Source organism: Streptomyces sp. HP-A2021 (assembly GCF_022807935.1).
Lineage (GTDB): Bacteria > Actinomycetota > Actinomycetes > Streptomycetales > Streptomycetaceae > Streptomyces > Streptomyces afghaniensis.
Map to the genome: position 1 here is coordinate 7042929 of NZ_CP094344.1, position 18092 is coordinate 7061020.

Here is an 18092-nt window from a genome sequence, read left to right on the forward strand (position 1 = left end):
GGTCTCGGTGTCGTATGTCAGCGCGTGTGTCGAATGCGTGACCTTTCCTCGGGAGTGTCGTTGATCGGATGACCGCACCACGGGCAAGAAGGGGGGAGTGCCGATGAGCCGGAAGGTGCCGCTGGGCGAGGGCGAAACGGCCCGGACTGCCTGTGCTCGTGGAGTGCTGCGTAAGGGCGTGGTGGAGAAGACGGGTGAGGTGCTGTCGGCCGCTGTGCTGATGCAGCGGGTTGGCTGGGCGGCTGATCTGGTGTCCGGCATGGTTGCCGAATTGTTGGCCGAGCACTGGAACGCCGCCGATGTGGATGTCCTGGCCTCGGGTGAGGGTGGGGGCGGGCGGAAGCTGCCGTCGAATGCGTGGATGGCGCTGCGTCGACTGGGCTGGGCGGCCGTCCCGGCCGAGGGTGTGAGGGTCAACGACCGGATCGTGCGTATGGCCCAGGAACAGGCCGGGCGCGCTCTGCGCTCGGCTCGCTGGCGGGCCGAACTCACGGACGCAGTCCTTGGGACCTGGCCGTGCGATCCGGGCAAGCGCACGCCTGAGGAGTGGGACCGGGTCCGGGAGGCGGTGCCCGGCGGCCGGCATCTCCCGTCGAGTGTGATCCGCTCCCGCACCCGTCAGGTCACTACCTTCGCCGACAAGCACGGCCGTCTGCCAGTTGATCTGTTCGAGCTGGAGGCCCCGCCCCGGGCGGCACGGACGCTGCTGCTGTCAGCGTGCGACGGCCAGCAGGCCACCATCGAACGAGGCGAGGACGACCCACAACGTGCGCTGCTGCGCCTGCAGCTGCCCACTCGGCCCGACCCGCGTTCCTATGGCGACTGGACCTGGGTAGCCTGCTCCATCACGCTGCCGCCCATCATCCCGCCCGGCGCGGTGCTGCACCTGCCCACCCTCCGCCTCGCGGGCACAAAGGTGCGCGCCGATCTGGCCTACACCCACGCCGTGCCGAAGACGTCCCGTACCGGCCACACCGTGGCGCTCGGTGTGGACTGGGGTCTGAACACCCTGCTGTCCGCGGGTGCGGCCCGGCTGCACGATGACGGGCACATCACTGCTCTCGGGCACGGCGCCCAGTTCCGGGCCGCGGGAGTTCTGGCCAAGCAGCACCGCCTGCGGCGCCTGTCGGAACACCTGCACACCAAGGCCGGCCAGTATCAGCGGCTCATCGGCGCTGATACGCAGCATGAACTGTCCGGCAGACACCAGGTTCTGCACGAGGAGATCCGCTGCGTGTCCGACCGCAGGTCGAACCTCAACGACGCCCTCGCCTGGGCCGCCGCCCGCTGGGCCGTCGACCAGGCCATCACCGCCCACGCCACGGTCATCTACCTGGAAGACCTGCGCTCGATGGAAGCGGGCGGCATGGGCCGCACTCACAACACGCGCATGTCCCAGACGGTGCGCGGACAGATCGCCGACCGCATCCGGCATCTGGCCGCCGAGGCCGGGATCGCCGTCGTCACCGTCCCACCGCGCAACACCTCCAGGCACTGCCCCCGGTGCCTGACCCCGCTGCGGCACCGAAAGGCCCCCGATCGCCCCACCGAACCGGGCTGGAAATGGGCCCTCTGCCCCGACCGGGACGGATGCGGCTGGCAGGGCGACCGCGACCACGGCGCCTGGCAACGCATCACCGCACGCGGCCTCACGCACCAGGACAGGACCGTCACCGACCGGGCCACCGGGAGCATGGTGATCCGTACGGTGGTGAACACGGTTGAGACACAAGCGGTCATCACCCCGACCGCCCAGACCAGCCGGGCCGACCGGTCCAAGACCGGCCCCACCGGGCGGAAAACCACACGCCCCGCGCCCAGGCGACGCAGGGCACCCTCCCCCACCGGCCCCTCGGGTCCGGCGGGCAAGCGTCCGGAGGGACGCGCACCAACGGGCCGGAGGACGCTGCCCCGCGCAGCGCACCGGCACCAGGGCGTGGCAACGATCAGCACACCCACCACCCGCCGACACCGGCCACGAGGAGCAGCACTGGGTGCAGGTTTCCACCTGCACGCCCACGCCACTCCTCCACAGTGGGCACAACCCACGCCAGACGCTACGTCTTGCATGGGATCCCTAAGCTGATCAGAGACGCTGTACTGCCGTATCGATGCTCGGGCCTGATGCCGAGGGAGGCGTGCTTGTGGGCGATGCGGTGCAGCATCGCGTCCGGCCGCTGCTCCGGGTGGTCCAGCAGGTGCGTCGCGAAGGCGGCGACGGATCCGGCGAGCGCCTGCCGCTGGGTGCCGGCGGCCTGGTTGCCCCGGTTGAACAGGTCGTTCAACAGCTCGGGGCGGGCCGCGAACAGCCCGGCGTAGAAGCGCTCGGTGATCGTGCCCAGGGCCGCGCCGACGGCGGGGAGGGTGGCGCGGACGGTGGCGGCGGACTGCTCGGACAGCATCGGGACTCCTCAGGACTCGACTGCCGAGCACGGTATTTAAAGTTGCATCTGAAATGCAAATTAAGTGGGCGGGGTTGCGGAGCGGACCGGCCGTTACGGATGTCGGTGCGAGCAGGCACTATGGGCGGAAGAGCAGTTCACCCGCCGTACGTGAGGCGTTCGGTCCCGGGCCGGCCGGGCGATCATGGTGCGCAACGCGTACGAAATGCTCGTGTGGTGGGATGCTCAGGTGCCCGACCGCCTCCCGTGGTACGGAAGACAGGCGGCCTGACCAGCAAGGATGGGGAAGCGGAAGATGGACAAGCAGCAGGAGTTCGTGCTCCGGACGTTGGAGGAGCGCGACATCCGGTTCGTACGCCTGTGGTTCACGGACGTGCTGGGCTTCCTCAAGTCCGTCGCCGTGGCCCCGGCCGAGCTGGAACAGGCCTTCGACGAGGGCATCGGCTTCGACGGCTCCGCCATCGAGGGCTTCGCCCGGGTCTACGAGTCCGACATGATCGCCAAGCCGGACCCGTCGACCTTCCAGATCCTGCCCTGGCGCGCGGAGGCCCCGGGCACGGCCCGGATGTTCTGCGACATCCTCATGCCGGACGGCTCCCCGTCCTTCGCGGACCCGCGCTACGTGCTCAAGCGCGCCCTGGCCCGCGCCTCCGACCTGGGCTTCACGTTCTACACGCACCCGGAGATCGAGTTCTTCCTGCTGAAGGACCGGCCGCTGGACGGCAGCCGTCCGACGCCCGCCGACAACTCCGGCTACTTCGACCACACCCCGACCAACGTCGGCATGGACTTCCGCCGCCAGGCGATCACCATGCTGGAGTCGATGGGCATCTCCGTCGAGTTCTCCCACCACGAGGGCGCGCCGGGCCAGCAGGAGATCGACCTGCGCTACGCCGACGCGCTCTCCACGGCCGACAACGTCATGACGTTCCGCCTGGTCATGAAGCAGGTGGCACTGGAGCAGGGCGTCCAGGCGACCTTCATGCCGAAGCCGTTCTCCGAGCACCCCGGCAGCGGCATGCACACCCACCTCTCCCTCTTCGAGGGCGACCGCAACGCCTTCTACGAGTCGGGCTCGGAGTACCAGCTCTCCAAGGTGGGCCGCTCCTTCATCGCCGGCCTGCTGCGGCACGCGGCGGAGATCTCCGCGGTCACCAACCAGTGGGTCAACTCCTACAAGCGCATCTGGGGCGGCGCGGAGCGCACGGCGGGCGCGGGCGGCGAGGCCCCGTCGTACATCTGCTGGGGCCACAACAACCGCTCGGCGCTCGTCCGCGTCCCGATGTACAAGCCCGGCAAGACGGGCTCGGCCCGTGTCGAGGTCCGCTCCCTGGACTCCGGCGCGAACCCGTACCTGTCCTACGCCGTCCTCCTCGCCGCCGGCCTGAAGGGCATCGAGGAGGGCTACGAGCTCCCGCCGGGCGCCGAGGACGACGTCTGGGCCCTCTCCGACGCGGAGCGCCGCGCGATGGGCATCGAGCCGCTCCCGCAGAACCTCGGCGAGGCCCTGACCCTGATGGAGCGCAGCGACCTGGTCGCCGAAACCCTCGGCGAGCACGTCTTCGACTTCTTCCTGCGCAACAAGCGGCAGGAGTGGGAGGAGTACCGCAGCGAGGTCACGGCGTTCGAGCTGCGGAAGAACCTTCCGGCGCTGTAAAGACGGTGCCGTCTCCTGGACGGCAAGGGGCTAGGGGGCCGGCGGTCGGTGATCGCCGGCCCCCACGAGTACCGGTACGCGCGGTCAGCCCCCCTGCCGCTTCAGGTCCGCCAGCAACTGGTGCAGCGGCTCCGTCGCCCGGCGGCGGTACTCCTGGATCGCCCAGCCGTTGCCGTCCGGGTCCTGGAAGTGCATGAACGTGGCGCCGTCGTCGGGGGCGTACTGGACCGGCTCCGAGACGTCGAGACCGCGTTCGACGAGCTCCGCGTGGGCGGCCTTGATGTCGGCGACGCACAGTTGCAGGCCCTGGTAGGAGCCGGGTGCCGGGGTGGGGCCGGGGGTCATCTCCCAGATCGAGTCGCCGAGGGCGATCGAACAGCCGGAGCCGGGAGGCGTCAGCTGGACGATCCGCATGCCGGGCATGACCTCCTGGTCGATGTCCACGTGGAAGCCGACCTTGTCCCGGTAGAAGTCCCGGGCACGGTCGATGTCGGTGACGGGCAGCGGGATGACTTCGAGCGTGAAGTCCATGGCGTGACTCCTTCGTCAGGCATCAGGCGAACCGCCACCTCGTCTGGCTGAACGGCTCCCCCTTACCGAAGCCGAAAACTGTGCGCGGCGCCACCGCGTAGACGGCCGCGTGTCCCGCGCCGTGGCGGAAATAGCCCTCCCGTACCTCGAAGTGCCAGAAACTGCCGTACTTCGCCTCCCACGCGGCGGCCAGTTCGCGTAGCCGCCCGTCGTCCGTCACGCGCGTCGCCTCGCCCTCGACCACCAGGTCGTAGCCCTTGTTCCAGGTGTTCGTGCCGGTGGTCAGCACGACGTGCGGGTTCTCCGCGAGGTTCCGCGCCTTGCGCTCCTCCGGGCCCGTGCAGAAGTGCAGGGCGCCGTCCGACCAGACCGCCGGCAGCGGGGTCACGTGCGGACGGCCGTCGGGGCGCACCGTCGTGATCCAGAACAGTTCGGCGGCCGCGAGCCGCGCCTCGGCCTCCCGCCAGTCGGTCGCGGTGGCCGTCTCGTCGCTGTAGCGGCGGTCCAGGCGGGTCTCCTCGGGGTGCGTGGTGGTCATGAGCGTCCTCCCGGTCCGTGGTCTCACAAGTGCAGACCCTGTTCGTCCACCGAACTCATCGGAGCTTCCCCAGGGCTCTGCGGTTAGGCTCAAAGCCGTAGACCTTGATCCGATGCAAGTCCGAGGAAGAGTGCGAGGGAGGCCCGGATGACGGCGGCGCCGGGGCGCAGGAGCAGTACCTTCACGCGGCTGCTGCGGCACGGCTTCACCGACGCCTCCGCCGCCGAGCGGCTCCTGGACAGCGCCGAGCTCGCGCCCCTGCGCGACGACCCGGTGCTGCTGGACGCGCTGGGCGCGACCGCCGACCCCGATCTGGCGCTGCTCGGACTGGTCCGGCTGCTGGAGGCGCAGCCCGAGCCCGGCGCCCGCCGGGAGCTGCTCGACACGCTGATCTCGTCCAAGCCGCTGCGCGACCGGCTGCTCGGGGTGCTCGGCGCCTCCACCGCCCTCGCCGACCACCTCGTCCGGCACCCGGACGACTGGCAGGCGCTCGTCATGTACGAGGCGCACGACCTGCACCCCGGGGTGGAGGAGTTCGAGGCCGGTCTCGCGGAGGCCACCGACCCCGTCTCCCTGCGCGTCGCCTACCGGCGCTGCCTGCTGTCGATCGCCGCCCGCGACGTGTGCGGCACGACCGGCGTCGCCGAGTCCGCCGCCGAGCTCGCCGACCTCGCCACCGCCACCCTGCGCGCCGCCCTCGGTCTCGCCGGGGCGGCCGCGCCCGAGGACGCCGCCCTGTGCCGGCTCGCGGTCGTCGCGATGGGCAAGTGCGGCGGCCACGAGCTGAACTACGTCTCCGACGTGGACGTCATCTTCGTGGGGGAGGCCGCCGAGGGCGCCGACGAGACCAAGGCCGTCCGGGCCGCGACCCGGCTCGCCTCGCACATGATGCGGATCTGCTCCGAGACGACGGTCGAGGGGTCCATCTGGCCCGTGGACGCCAACCTCCGGCCCGAGGGCAGGAACGGCCCGCTCGTGCGGACCCTCTCCAGCCACCTCGCCTACTACCAGCGCTGGGCCAAGACCTGGGAGTTCCAGGCCCTGCTCAAGGCCCGGCCGGTGGCCGGTGACCTCGACCTCGGCGCGGAGTACGTCGCCGCGGTCCAGCCACTGGTGTGGAAGGCCGCCGAGCGCGAGAACTTCGTCCCCGACGTGCAGAAGATGCGCCGCCGGGTCGTGGAGAACATCCCCGTCGCCGAGGTCGACCGTCAGCTGAAGCTGGGCCCCGGCGGCCTCAGGGACGTCGAGTTCGCCGTGCAGCTCCTCCAGCTGGTGCACGGCCGGACCGACACCTCGCTGCGCAGCGGCACCACCCTCGACGCGCTGAAGGCCCTCGCCACCGGCGGGTACGTCGGCCGGGCCGACGCCGCCCAGCTCGACGAGGCCTACCGCTTCCTGCGCTCCATGGAGCACCGGATCCAGCTGTTCCGGCTGCGGCGCACCCACCTCGTGCCCGAGGACGAGGCCGAGCTGCGGCGCATCGGCCGCTCCCTCGGACTGCGCACCGACCCGGTCGCCGAGCTGCTGCGCGAGTGGAAGCGGCACGCCACCGTCGTACGCCGGCTGCACGAGAAGCTGTTCTACCGGCCGCTGCTCGACGCGGTCGCCCAACTCGCCACCGGCGAGGCCCGGTTGAGCGCCGAGGCGGCCCGGGAGCGCATGGTCGCCCTCGGCTACGCCGACCCGGCCTCCGCCCTGCGCCACCTGGAGGCACTGGCGTCCGGCGTCACCCGCAAGGCCGCCATCCAGCGCACCCTGCTGCCCGTGCTGCTGGGCTGGTTCGCCGACTCGGCCGACCCGGACGCGGGTCTGCTCAACTTCCGCAAGGTGTCGGACGCGCTCGGCAAGACGCCCTGGTACCTGCGGCTGCTGCGGGACGAGGGCGCCGCCGCGCAGAACCTCGCCCGCGTGCTGTCGGCCGGCCGGCTCGCGCCCGATCTGCTGATGCGCGCCCCGGAGGCGGTGGCGCTGCTCGGCGACGGGGACGGCGGCGGCCTCGAGCCGCGTTCTCGCACCCATCTGGAGCAGGAGATACTCGCCGCGGTGAACCGGGCCGACGGCGCCGCCCAGGCGGTCACGGCCGCCCGCGGTGTGCGCCGCCGCGAGCTGTTCCGTACGGCCGCCGCGGACATCGTCGGCTCCTACGGCACCGAGGAGCAGGCCGCCGAGGCCGACCAGGGCGCCCTGGTGGACCGGGTCGGCGGCGCGGTGTCGGACCTGACGGCAGCGACCCTGGCCGGCACGCTCCGCGCGGTCGTGCGCGACGGATGGGGGGACAGCCTGCCCACCCGGTTCGCGATCATAGGCATGGGACGCTTCGGCGGACACGAACTGGGCTACGGCTCCGACGCGGACGTGCTGTTCGTACACGAGCCGCGCGACGGCGTCGACGAGCGGGAGGCCTCCCAGGCCGCCAACAAGGTCGTCTCGGAGATGCGCCGGCTGCTCCAGATCCCCAGCGCCGACCCGCCCCTGCTCATCGACGCCGACCTGCGCCCGGAGGGCAAGTCCGGCCCGCTCGTGCGGACCCTCACCTCGTACGCGGCCTATTACCGCCGGTGGGCCCTGACCTGGGAGTCGCACGCGCTGCTGCGGGCCGAACCCGTGGCCGGGGACGAGGATCTGGGCCGCCGGTTCATCGAGCTGATCGACCCGTTGCGCTACCCGGCGGACGGGCTCGCCGACGAGGCCGTGCGCGAGATCCGGCGGCTGAAGGCCCGTATGGAGTCCGAGCGGCTGCCGCGGGGCGCCGACCCCAAGCTGCACGCCAAGCTGGGGCCGGGCGGTCTGTCCGACGTGGAGTGGACGGTGCAGCTGCTGCAACTGCGGCACGGCGCGGCCGAGCCGGGCCTGCGCACGACCCGGACGCGTCAGGCCCTGGCCGCCGCGCGTACGGCCGGTCTCATCACGGACGAGGACGCGGCGACCCTGGACGAGGCCTGGGTCCTCGCGACCCGCGTCCGCAACGCGGTCATGCTGGTACGCGGCCGGGCGGCCGACACGTTCCCCACGGAGCCCCGTGAACTCGCCGCCGTCGGCCGCTATTTGGGCTACGGACCCGGCCACGCCGGCGACATGCTCGACGCGTACCGGCGGACGGCCCGCCGGGCCCGGAGCGTGGTGGACGAGCTGTTCTACGGAGTGACGGAGCGTTAGGGACTCTCGCGGATCCCCCTAGGGGGTGTCGGCCCGCACCTCTCGCGCGTGCTTCATGAACGCCGTCAGGCCCATCTCGAACGCCCGGTCAGCCCGGTCCGCCCGGCCCTCGCTCGCCGCCGACAGTGCCTCGGCCAGCCGCGGGGTCGGTGACGAGGCGGTCAGTTCCCACATCGTCTCGGGGGCCGCGAGGTCGAGGGCCGAGCCGAGGACCAGGTTCTCCAGGGCGGTGAGCAGGGGCATCACATCGACCGGTGCGAAGCCCGCGTCGAGCAGCAGCGCCACCGCCCGCTCGTACTGCTCCAGCACGCGCGGTGCCCGCACGGGGGACGTCATCAGCAGCGGGATCGCCTTGGGGTGCGCGGCGAACGCGGCGCGGTAGGAGCGGGCCCAGGCCTCCAGGGCCGTGTCCCAGGGGCGCAGATCCAGGGTCGCCGGGTCGATCGCCGCCGCCACCCGCTCGCGCAGCAGCTCCACGATGCCGTCCCGGCCCTCCACGTGGTGGTACACCGAGCCGGTCTGCGCGCCCAGCCGCTTGGCCACCTGCGGCACGCTGAAGTCCCCGCGCTCGTCGACGATTTCGAGCGCCGTCGTCGCGATGCGTTCGCGGTCGAGGAGCGGTGTGCGCGGCCGTCCCATGGTCGGTGGTCCCCCTGAGGTCTTCCCGGATGCCGGGGTAGAGGCTACATTGCCAAAACCGAAAGCCTTTAGATTAACCCGCGGCGATCCCGCATGCCCGGATTCCCTCCACGCCCGGATTCCCTCCCCGTCCGCCGCTCGAAGGGCTTGCCCATGTCCGTCACCACCTCAGGGGAGCGCACCCCGCCCGCCACGGCGACCCTGCGCTCCGGCTCCCTCGGCACCGCCGACATCGCCTTCTTCGTCGTCTCCGCCGCCGCCCCGCTCACCGTCATGGCCGGCGTCGCCCCCCTCGCGATCCTGCTGGGCGGCGTCGGCGCCCCCGTCGGCTATCTCCTGGCCGGTCTCACGCTCGCCGTCTTCGCCGTCGGCTTCACCACCATGAGCCGCCACGTCCGCAGCGGCGGCGCCTTCTACGCGTTCATCACCCGCGGACTCGGCCGCTCCGTCGGCATCGGCGCCGCCCTGCTCGCCCTGGTCGGCTACAACGGCATGGAGATCGGCGTCTACGGCCTCCTCGGCTCCGCCGGCCAGGACACCGCACACGCCCTGTTCGGCACCGACGTCCCCTGGCTGCCGATCTCCCTCGCCGGTCTGCTGCTCATCGGCTACGGCGGCTACCGCTCCATCGACTTCGGCGCCAAGGTGCTCGGGGTCCTGCTCGTCGCCGAGACCGGCATCCTCGTCCTCCTCGCGGGCGGGGTCCTGATCAAGGGCGGCGCACACGGGCTGTCCCTCGCCTCCTTCGAGCCCGGCAACGTCCTGGTCCCGGGCACGGCGGCCGTCCTCGCCTTCGCCTTCGCCGCGTTCACCGGCTTCGAGTCGACCGTCATCTACCGCCGCGAGGCCCGCGACCCTCAGCGCACGGTGCCGCGCGCCACCTACGTGGCCGTCGGATTCCTCGGGCTGTTCTACGCCTTCATCGTCTGGACCGTCATCCAGGCCTTCGGCGACGCCGAGATCGCCGGAGCCGCCGGCAAGAACCCCGGCGAGCTGTTCTTCACCGCCATCACCACCTACGTGGGCGGCTGGGCGGCCGACCTGATGCACGTCTTCATCGTCACCAGCGTCCTCGCCTCGCTGCTCGCCTTCCACAACGCCATCAACCGGTACGCCCTCGCCCTCGCCGAGGAGGGCGTACTGCCCAAGGCGCTGGGCCGCATCCACCCGCGGCACGGCTCCCCGTACGTGGCCGGCCTCGCCCAGACGGTCCTCGGCGCGGTCGTCGTCCTGGCCTTCGCGGCAGCAGGGGCCGACCCGTACGGGCAGCTGCTGCTGTGGGTCAACACCCCCGGGATGATCGGCTTGTTCCTGCTCCAGCTGCTCGCCGCGATCGCCGTGCCCTGCTACTTCCGCCGGGTGCGCCACCAGGAGGGCGCGCTGCGGACGGTCGTGGCGCCCGTCGCCGCCGCCGTGCTGCTCGCCACGGCCATCGTGCTGGTGGTGAACCACATCGACCTGTTCACCGGGGCGTCCCCGGCCGTGAACACCGTCCTGATCGTCACGGCACCCGGCGTGTTCGCCACCGGCCTCGCCCTCGCCTGGTGGCTGCGCCGACAACGCCCGGACGTGTACGCCGACTTCGCCGCCGAACCCACCGAATAGCAAAGCCCGACAAGGGAGTTCCTCACATGCCCACCGCCCATCTGGTCCTCTTCGGCGCCAAGGTCCGCACCCTCGACCCGGACCGCCCGTACGCCACGTCCGTCGCCGTACGCGACGGGCTGATCGCGGCGGTCGGCGACGAGACGGACGTACGCGACTGGTGCGGCCCGGGCACCGAGGTCGTCCACCTGGACGGCGCGCACCTGGTGCCCGGCCTCGTCGACGCGCACAGCCACCCCGTGTGGGGGCTGGACATGGCGACCGGGACGGACCTGTCGGGCGTCACGGACCTGGCGGGGCTGCGGGCCGCCCTCGCGGACGCGGAGCGCACCGACGGGTGGGTGACCGGCTTCGGCCTCGACCACAACGCCTTCGCGGGTCGCCCCGTCGACCGGGAACTGATCGAGGACGTCCTGGACGGCACACCCGCCTTTCTGCGCCTCTACGACGGCCACTCCGCCCTCGCGACCGGCCCGGCCCTCACCGCGGCCGGCGTGCACGGCCCCCGGGGCTTCGACCAGCGCTCGGAGGTCGTCTGCGACGCCTCGGGCCGGCCCACCGGGCACCTCGTCGAGCACGCGGCGATGAACCTGGTGGCCGCGATCGCACCGCGCCCGTCCCACGCCGCACGCCGGGCCCGCCTGGTGGAGCTGCTGTCCGCCATGGCCGCGACCGGGCTGACCGGGGCGCACGTCATGGACGCCGGCGACCCGGAGCTGATCGACTCCGTGGCCGCGGAGAGGGTGCTGCCGGTGCGCTTGCGGTTCGCGCCCTGGTGCATGCCGGGCGCGGACCGGACCACCCTGGACGAGCTGGTCGCCGTACAGGGCCGGGGCGGCCGGCACTGGCGGACCGGCGGGGTCAAGTTCTTCATGGACGGCACCGTCGAGGGCGGCACGGCCTGGCTGGAGCACGCCGACTGCCACGGCCAGGGCACGGACGCGTTCTGGCCCGACCCGGAGGCGTACGCCGCCGCCGTACGGCACCTGCACGCGGCCGGCGTGCGCACGGCCACGCACGCCATCGGGGACGCGGCGGTACGGCACGTCCTGGACGTGGTCGAAGGGCTGGGGCCGGGCGGGCACGGGGCGCACCGCATCGAGCACATCGAGACCGTGCCGGACGAGCTGCTGCCGCGGTTCGCTCGGCTGGGAGTGGCGGCGTCCATGCAGCCGCCGCACACCGCGTACACCCGGGCCGACGGCACCGACGAGTGGTCCCGGCGGCTGGGCACCGGACGGGCCGGCCGCGCCTGGCGGCTGCGGGACCTGCGGGACGCGGGCGCGGTCGTGGCCCTCGGCTCGGACTGGCCGATCGCGCACTACGACGCCCGCGCCGTCCTCGCCACGGCCCGCACCCCCATGGGCGCGGCCTCGACACGAGCCGGTCTCACCGGCCTCGAGGCCCTGGAGGGCTGCACCACCCATGCGGCGCTGGCAGCGGGCGAGTCCCACAAGACCGGCCGCATCGCTCCCGGCCTCCGAGCCGACCTGACGGCCCTGGGCCTGGATCCGGTGACCGCCCCGGCGGACGAGGTGGCCCAGGCGCCGGTACGACTGACGGTGACCGGGGGGCACGTGGTGTATCGGGGGACGTGAGGCCCGTCCGGCTCCGCCCGGGCCCCGGCCCGGGTGTGCCGTCGGTGGCGGCAGTGTGGGCGGTGGTGCTGTCAGGTCAGAGCCGGTTGGGTACCGCCGTGGTGGGAGCGGGTCAGGCCTTGGTGGAGGCCACCGGTTCTCGTGGTCGCCGCGGCGTGCCGGCGTCCCGCCTCGGTGTGTCCCTCGGCAGTGCGTAGGGATGCCTTCCGTACCAGACCCCCGCCACCGCGAACCCGAAGGCCAGGCAGAGCATGCCACCGACCGCATCCAGCCAGAAGTGGTTCGCCGTGGCGACGATGACGACCAGCGTCAGCGCCGGGTACAGCAGGCCCAGCACCCGCACCCAGGGCACCGTCGCCAGGGCGAAGATCGTCAGGCCGCACCACACCGACCAGCCGATGTGCATCGACGGCATCGCGGCGTACTGGTTGGACATGTGTTTCAGGTCGCCGGACGCCATCGAACCCCAGGTCTGGTGAACCATGACGGTGTCGATGAAAGCGCCGCCGTTCATCAGCCGTGGCGGCGCCAGCGGATACAGATAGTAACCGACCAGGGCGACGGCGGTCGTCGCGAACAGCACCAGGCGGGTCGCCGCGTACCGGCCGGGATGGCGACGGTACAGCCACACGAGCACACCCAGCGTCACCACGAAGTGCAGCGTCGCGTAGTAGTAGTTCATGCCGATGATCAGCCAAGTCACCGAGTCGGCGGCGTGGTTGACCGACTCCTCGACGGCGATGCCCAGAACGTGTTCGGCCCGCCAGATCCAGTCGGCGTTGCGCAGCGCCTCGGCCTTCTGCTCGGGCACGGCGTTGCGGACGAGCGAGTACGTCCAGTAACTGACCGCGATCAGCAGGAACTCGAACCAGAACCGGGGCCGGCGGGGGGTGCGCAGCCGGGGGAGGAGACCCCGTCCCGGATCGGCCGCGACCGGGTCCGGAACGGCCGCTTTCCGGCCGTCCAGCGTCGTCACGGTCGTGTCACCCATAGGCACAAAGTCTGCCAGAAAAGCCCTGTCTCCCCGATCATCCTCCGCTCTGGTGCGGACCGCATGTTCTACGGCGAAATCCAGCCGAGAACCTCAGGGGCGAGCACGGTCCCCGGGCGCCGAAGCGGTCGAGCCGCGCACCACCAGTTCCGGCATGAACACGAACTCGCTGTGGGGTGCGGGCGTCCCGCCGATCTCCTCCAGCAGCGTGCGGACCGCCGCCTGGCCCATCGCCGGGACCGGCTTGCGGATCGTGGTCAGCGGCGGGTCGGTGAAGGCGATCAGCGGAGAGTCGTCGAAGCCGACCACGGAGACGTCCTTCGGAACCTCCAGGCCACGCTGCCGCGCCGCCCTGATCGCGCCCAGCGCCATCATGTCGCTGGCGCACACCACGGCCGTGCAGTCCCGCTCGATCAGCGCTGTGGCCGCGGCCTGACCGCCCTCCAGGGTGTAGAGGGAGTGCTGGACCAGCTCCCGCTCGACGGTCTCGGCGCCCAGGCCCAACTGGTCCTGCACGGTGCGTACGAACCCCTCGATCTTGCGCTGCACGGGCACGAACCGCTTGGGCCCCAGGGCCAGACCGATCCGCGTGTGCCCCAGGGACACCAGGTGCGTCACCGCGAGGTTCATCGCCGCGCGGTCGTCGGGGGAGATGAACGGCGCCTGCACCTTCGGCGAGAAGCCGTCGACCAGCACGTACGGCACGCCCTGCGCGCGCAGCCGGTCGTAGCGCTGCATGTCGGCGGTGGTGTCCGCGTGCAGCCCGGAGACGTAGATGATGCCGGCGACCCCGCGATCCACGAGCATCTCCGTCAGCTCGTCCTCGGTGGAGCCGCCCGGCGTCTGGGTGGCCAGCACCGGCGTGTAGCCCTGCCGGGTCAGCGCCTGGCCGATGACCTGGGCCAGGGCCGGGAAGATCGGGTTCTCCAGCTCCGGGGTGATCAGGCCCACCAGGCCCTCGCTGCGCTGCCGCAGCCGCACGGGGCGTTCGTAGCCCAGCACGTCGAGGGCGGCCAGCACGGACTGGCGGGTGGTGGCGGCGACGCCCGGCTTCCCGTTGAGGACGCGGCTGACGGTCGCTTCGCTCACCCCCGCCTGAGCAGCGATGTCGGCAAGCCGTGTGGTCACAGGAGTGGACTGTAGCGGCCGGGGTTCCGCTTGCACACCGACGGGACGCCTGGCGCGGGCCGGCGCACGGCCCGCTGGGGGTTGCTTGGTCATCGCGGTCCCTCGAAGTCGTGGTCGGCGTCCGCTCCGCAACGGATGATTCCCTCCGGCGGCAACGGATGGCAAGTGCTTGCAGAGTCTTGCACAACTGCCCCACTCCCCGCCGATCAGCCGGAAATCCCCGTTCCACAACGGTCAGGAGTAGGCCCGGAAGAGGTCACGGCAGGATAACCATCCGCACCCCTTGCAACTTTTTGCTGCAAGGTCTTTCGCAACTCCTTCCAGCGCGGCTAATCTCACCGACGCCCGGCGGCCAACGGCGCAGTCGGCAGCACGAAACGGGCTTTCACCCTCAAGGAGAACTCATGCGGCGTGGCATAGCGGCCACCGCGCTGGTGGCGTCCCTCGCCCTGGCGGCGACGGCGTGCGGCGGAAGCGACAGCGGCGACGAGGCCGACGGCCCGGTCACCATCACCTGGTGGGACACCTCCAACGCCACCAACGAGGCGCCGACGTACCAGGCCCTGGTCAAGGAGTTCGAGGCCGCCAACAAGGGCATCAAGGTCAACTACGTCAACGTCCCCTTCGACCAGGCGCAGAACAAGTTCGACACCGCCGCCGGCTCCAAGGGCGCCCCCGACGTGCTGCGCTCCGAGGTCGGCTGGACTCCGGCCTTCGCCAAGAAGGGCTTCTTCGCGCCGCTGGACGGCACCGAGGCCCTCGCCGAGCAGGACAAGTTCCAGCCCAGCCTGATCGAGCAGGCCAAGTACGACGGCAAGACCTACGGCGTCCCCTTCACCACGGACACCCTCGCCCTCGTCTACAACAAGGCCCTGTTCGAGAAGGCCGGCGTCGAGGCCCCCAAGACCTGGGACGACCTGAAGAAGGCCGCCGCCACCATCAAGGACAAGACCGGCGTCGACGGCTACTGGGGCTCCACCCAGGCCTACTACGCGCAGTCCTTCCTCTACGGCGAGGGCACCGACACCGTCGACGTCGACGCCAAGAAGATCACCGTCACCTCGCCCGAGGCCAAGAAGGCCTACGGCACCTGGCAGGGCCTGTTCAAGGGCAAGGGCCTGCACAAGGCCGACACCACCGCCGACGCCTACGCCCACATCCAGGAGGCGTTCGTCAGCGGCAAGGTCGCCTCGATCGTCCAGGGCCCGTGGGAGATCACGAACTTCTACAAGGGCTCGGCCTTCAAGGACAAGAACAACCTCGGCATCGTCACCGTCCCGGCCGGCTCCACCGGCAAGGCGGGCGCCCCGACCGGCGGCCACAACCTCTCCGTGTACGCGGGCTCGGACAAGGCCCACCAGGAGGCCTCACTGAAGTTCGTGAAGTTCATGACCTCGGCGAAGGCCCAGGAGACCATCGCGCTGAAGAACTCCACGCTCCCCACGCGCGAGGACGCCTACACCGCGAAGGTCAAGGCCGACCCCGGCATCGCCGGCTACCAGGGCGTGCTGTCCTCCGCCCAGCCGCGCCCGGCGCTGCCCGAGTACAGCTCCCTGTGGGGGCCGCTCGACGACGAGCTGATCGAGATCGCGGGCGGCAAGGAGTCCCTGGACAAGGGCCTCGGTGACGCCGAGACCGCCATCACCAAGCTGGTGCCGGACTTCTCCAAGTGACCGCCGCGTGGCTGCCGGGCCCCGGTCATGGGGGAGGGGTCCGGCAGCCACCGGCTCGCGCCTGCGCCCGTGCTTGCGCCCGGGCAGCTCCGTTGACCTCCTTGAACCTCCAGAAGGTGTCGAACCATGACCGTCGTCATCGACCGAGCGACCGGCAAGCGGCGCGGTGAGCGGGAGCCGCGGCCCGGGCCGGCCCGGCGGCTGAAGAACGGCTTCCACAAGCACTGGTACGCCTACGCGATGATCGCCCCGGTGGTGATCGTCCTCGGCGTCCTCGTGCTGTACCCGCTGGCGTACGGCCTGTACCTCACCCTCACCGACGCCACCAGCCTCAACACCGCCCGCACGATCGGCGTCAACGAGATCGACGCCACCTACAGGTTCATCGGCCTGGACAACTACGCCGACATCCTGTGGGGCCCGACGTCCTACGACCGCTTCTGGTCGCACTTCCTCTGGACGATCTTCTGGACGGCCGCCTGCGTCGCCCTGCACTACGGCATCGGCCTCGGTCTCGCGCTGCTGCTCAACCAGAAGCTGCGCGGCCGCACCCTCTACCGGATGATCCTTGTGCTGCCCTGGGCCGTGCCGACCTTCGTGACGGTGTTCGGCTGGCGGTTCATGCTCGCCGACAGCGGCATCATCAACTCCGGCCTGGACTTCCTCCACCTGCCGACGCCGCTGTGGCTGGAGGACACCTTCTGGCAGCGGTTCGCCGCGATCATGGTCAACACCTGGTGCGGCGTGCCGTTCATGATGGTCTCGCTGCTCGGCGGCCTGCAGTCGATCGACGCGAGCCTGTACGAGGCGTCCGAGATGGACGGCGCGAACGCCTGGCAGCGCTTCCGGTACGTCACCCTGCCCGGCCTGCGGTCCGTCAGCACCACGGTCGTGCTCCTGGGCGTGATCTGGACCTTCAACCAGTTCACCATCATCTTCCTGCTGTTCGGCAACACCGCCCCGGACGCCCAGATCCTCGTGACCTGGGCCTACCAGCTGGGCTTCGGGCAGCAGCCGCGCGACTACGCCCAGTCCGCCGCCTACGGAATCCTGCTGCTGTCCCTCCTGATCGTCTTCACGTCCTTCTACCGCCGCTGGCTGAACCGCAACGAGCAGCAGCTCGCGATCTGAGGCAGGAGTCCGAAAATGAGTACGACCACCGTCGAGACCTCCGCCGCGGACACCGAGCGGCGGCCCGCCGGCGCGCCCCGCACGGTCCGCCGGCGCGGCGACCGCAGCCGTGCCGCCTCCTTCGTCTCGCACGCCGTGCTGATCGGCGCGAGCCTGATCGCGCTCTTCCCGATCGCCTGGCTGCTCTTCCTGTCCCTCGGCCCGGACAAGGACGACTACCTCCACCCCGGGCGCATCTGGCGCAAGATGACGTTCGACAACTACGCGTTCGTCCTGAAGGACACGGGCTTCTTCGACTGGCTGACGAGCACGCTGGTCGTGGTGCTCGGTACGACGCTCATCGGTGTCGTCGTCGCCGCGTCCACCGGCTACGCGGTCTCCCGCATGCGGTTCCCCGGCTACCGGAAGCTGATGTGGGTGCTGCTCGTCACCCAGATGTTCCCCATCGCGGTACTGATCGTGCCGATGTACCAGATCCTCTCGGATCTGCAGCTCATCGACAGCTACCTTGGTCTCATCCTTGTCAACTGCACCACGATCGTTCCGTACTGCGCCTGGCTGATGAAGGGCTATTTCGACACCATCCCGTTCGAGATCGACGAGGCCGGGCGGGTCGACGGGCTGACCCCCTTCGGCACGTTCGCGCGGCTGATCCTGCCGCTGGCCAAGCCGGGCCTCGCGGTCGCGGCGTTCTACAGCTTCCTCACGGCCTTCGGTGAGGTCGCCTTCGCCTCGACGTTCATGCTGAGCGACGACAACTACACGTTCGCCGTCGGTCTGCAGACATTCGTCAGCGAGCACGACGCGCAGCGGAACCTGATGGCCGCGACGGCCGTGCTGATCGCGATACCGGCCGCCATCTTCTTCTACCTCGTGCAGAAGAACCTGGTGACCGGGCTCACGGCCGGTGGCACGAAGGGGTGACCCGGTGCCCTCCGGGGCGCTGTTCGAACGGCACGTCACAAACCCGAGGCGGCCGCGGTGCCCATCCGACCCCGCTGTGCCGCGGCCGCCTCGTCACCACCCCACGTCTCACATGACCA

13 protein-coding genes and 1 pseudogene are annotated in these 18092 nt (G+C 71.0%); 8 read left to right on the forward strand and 6 right to left on the reverse strand.

Translation table 11 applies throughout. The features are described 5' to 3' along the window. Nucleotides 1-103: 103 nt before the first annotated feature. Complete coding sequence (locus tag MQE23_RS31835; protein WP_243380922.1) at nt 104-2086, forward strand: transposase; 1983 nt, start codon at nt 104-106, stop codon at nt 2084-2086. A 37-nt stretch (nt 2087-2123) separates the two neighbouring features. On the opposite strand, the pseudogene MQE23_RS31840 reads toward MQE23_RS31835, so the two are convergent. Then, nucleotides 2124-2402, reverse strand: a pseudogene (locus tag MQE23_RS31840) (hemin transporter); the annotation flags it as partial. Between the two features lie 295 nt (nt 2403-2697). Between MQE23_RS31840 and glnA the strand changes: the two are divergent. Then, nucleotides 2698-4059, forward strand: a complete 1362-nt coding sequence (glnA, locus tag MQE23_RS31845; protein WP_010037011.1) for a type I glutamate--ammonia ligase — start codon at nt 2698-2700, stop codon at nt 4057-4059. A gap of 84 nt (nt 4060-4143) precedes the next feature. On the opposite strand, the gene MQE23_RS31850 is transcribed toward glnA, so the two are convergent. After that, nucleotides 4144-4590, reverse strand: coding sequence for a VOC family protein (locus tag MQE23_RS31850; protein WP_059420767.1), 447 nt, complete (start codon nt 4588-4590; stop codon nt 4144-4146). A 22-nt stretch (nt 4591-4612) separates the two neighbouring features. After that, entirely contained in the window at nt 4613-5128 is a 516-nt protein-coding gene (locus MQE23_RS31855) for a pyridoxamine 5'-phosphate oxidase family protein (protein ID WP_020277831.1), read from the reverse strand. A 147-nt stretch (nt 5129-5275) separates the two neighbouring features. Between MQE23_RS31855 and MQE23_RS31860 the strand changes: the two genes are divergently transcribed. Further along, the gene (locus MQE23_RS31860) at nt 5276-8284 is read left to right on the forward strand and encodes a bifunctional [glutamine synthetase] adenylyltransferase/[glutamine synthetase]-adenylyl-L-tyrosine phosphorylase (RefSeq protein WP_020277830.1); all 3009 of its coding nucleotides are present in this window, start codon (nt 5276-5278) and stop codon (nt 8282-8284) included. A gap of 18 nt (nt 8285-8302) precedes the next feature. Here MQE23_RS31860 and MQE23_RS31865 read toward each other — a convergent pair whose 3' ends face one another. After that, the gene (locus MQE23_RS31865; protein WP_243380923.1) at nt 8303-8923 is read right to left on the reverse strand and encodes a TetR/AcrR family transcriptional regulator C-terminal domain-containing protein; all 621 of its coding nucleotides are present in this window, start codon (nt 8921-8923) and stop codon (nt 8303-8305) included. Nucleotides 8924-9076: 153 nt separating this feature from the next. Between MQE23_RS31865 and MQE23_RS31870 the strand changes: the two genes are divergently transcribed. Together MQE23_RS31870 and MQE23_RS31875 are read left to right on the forward strand one after the other, a co-directional pair. Further along, nucleotides 9077-10528, forward strand: a complete 1452-nt coding sequence (locus MQE23_RS31870) for an APC family permease (protein ID WP_243380924.1) — start codon at nt 9077-9079, stop codon at nt 10526-10528. Nucleotides 10529-10554: 26 nt separating this feature from the next. Beyond that, nucleotides 10555-12126, forward strand: coding sequence for an amidohydrolase (locus MQE23_RS31875; protein ID WP_243380925.1), 1572 nt, complete (start codon nt 10555-10557; stop codon nt 12124-12126). A gap of 112 nt (nt 12127-12238) precedes the next feature. Here MQE23_RS31875 and MQE23_RS31880 read toward each other — a convergent pair whose 3' ends face one another. Together MQE23_RS31880 and MQE23_RS31885 are read right to left on the reverse strand one after the other, a co-directional pair. Continuing rightward, a complete protein-coding gene (locus tag MQE23_RS31880) occupies nt 12239-13117 on the reverse strand; it encodes a phosphatase PAP2 family protein (protein ID WP_243380926.1) in 879 nt (292 codons plus the stop codon). 93 nt (nt 13118-13210) lie between these two features. Next, nucleotides 13211-14245, reverse strand: a complete 1035-nt coding sequence (locus MQE23_RS31885) for a LacI family DNA-binding transcriptional regulator (protein WP_020277042.1) — start codon at nt 14243-14245, stop codon at nt 13211-13213. Nucleotides 14246-14649: 404 nt separating this feature from the next. Here MQE23_RS31885 and MQE23_RS31890 point away from each other — a divergent pair, with 404 nt between their 5' ends. The 3 genes from MQE23_RS31890 to MQE23_RS31900 all read left to right on the forward strand — a co-directional run bounded on the left by MQE23_RS31890 (nt 14650) and on the right by MQE23_RS31900 (nt 17973). Continuing rightward, entirely contained in the window at nt 14650-15918 is a 1269-nt protein-coding gene (locus MQE23_RS31890) for an extracellular solute-binding protein (protein ID WP_243380927.1), read from the forward strand. 126 nt (nt 15919-16044) lie between these two features. Then, nucleotides 16045-17049, forward strand: a complete 1005-nt coding sequence (locus tag MQE23_RS31895) for a sugar ABC transporter permease (RefSeq protein ID WP_020277044.1) — start codon at nt 16045-16047, stop codon at nt 17047-17049. Nucleotides 17050-17064: 15 nt separating this feature from the next. After that, complete coding sequence (locus MQE23_RS31900) at nt 17065-17973, forward strand: carbohydrate ABC transporter permease (RefSeq protein WP_020277045.1); 909 nt, start codon at nt 17065-17067, stop codon at nt 17971-17973. The last annotated feature ends 119 nt before the right edge of the window (nt 17974-18092 follow it).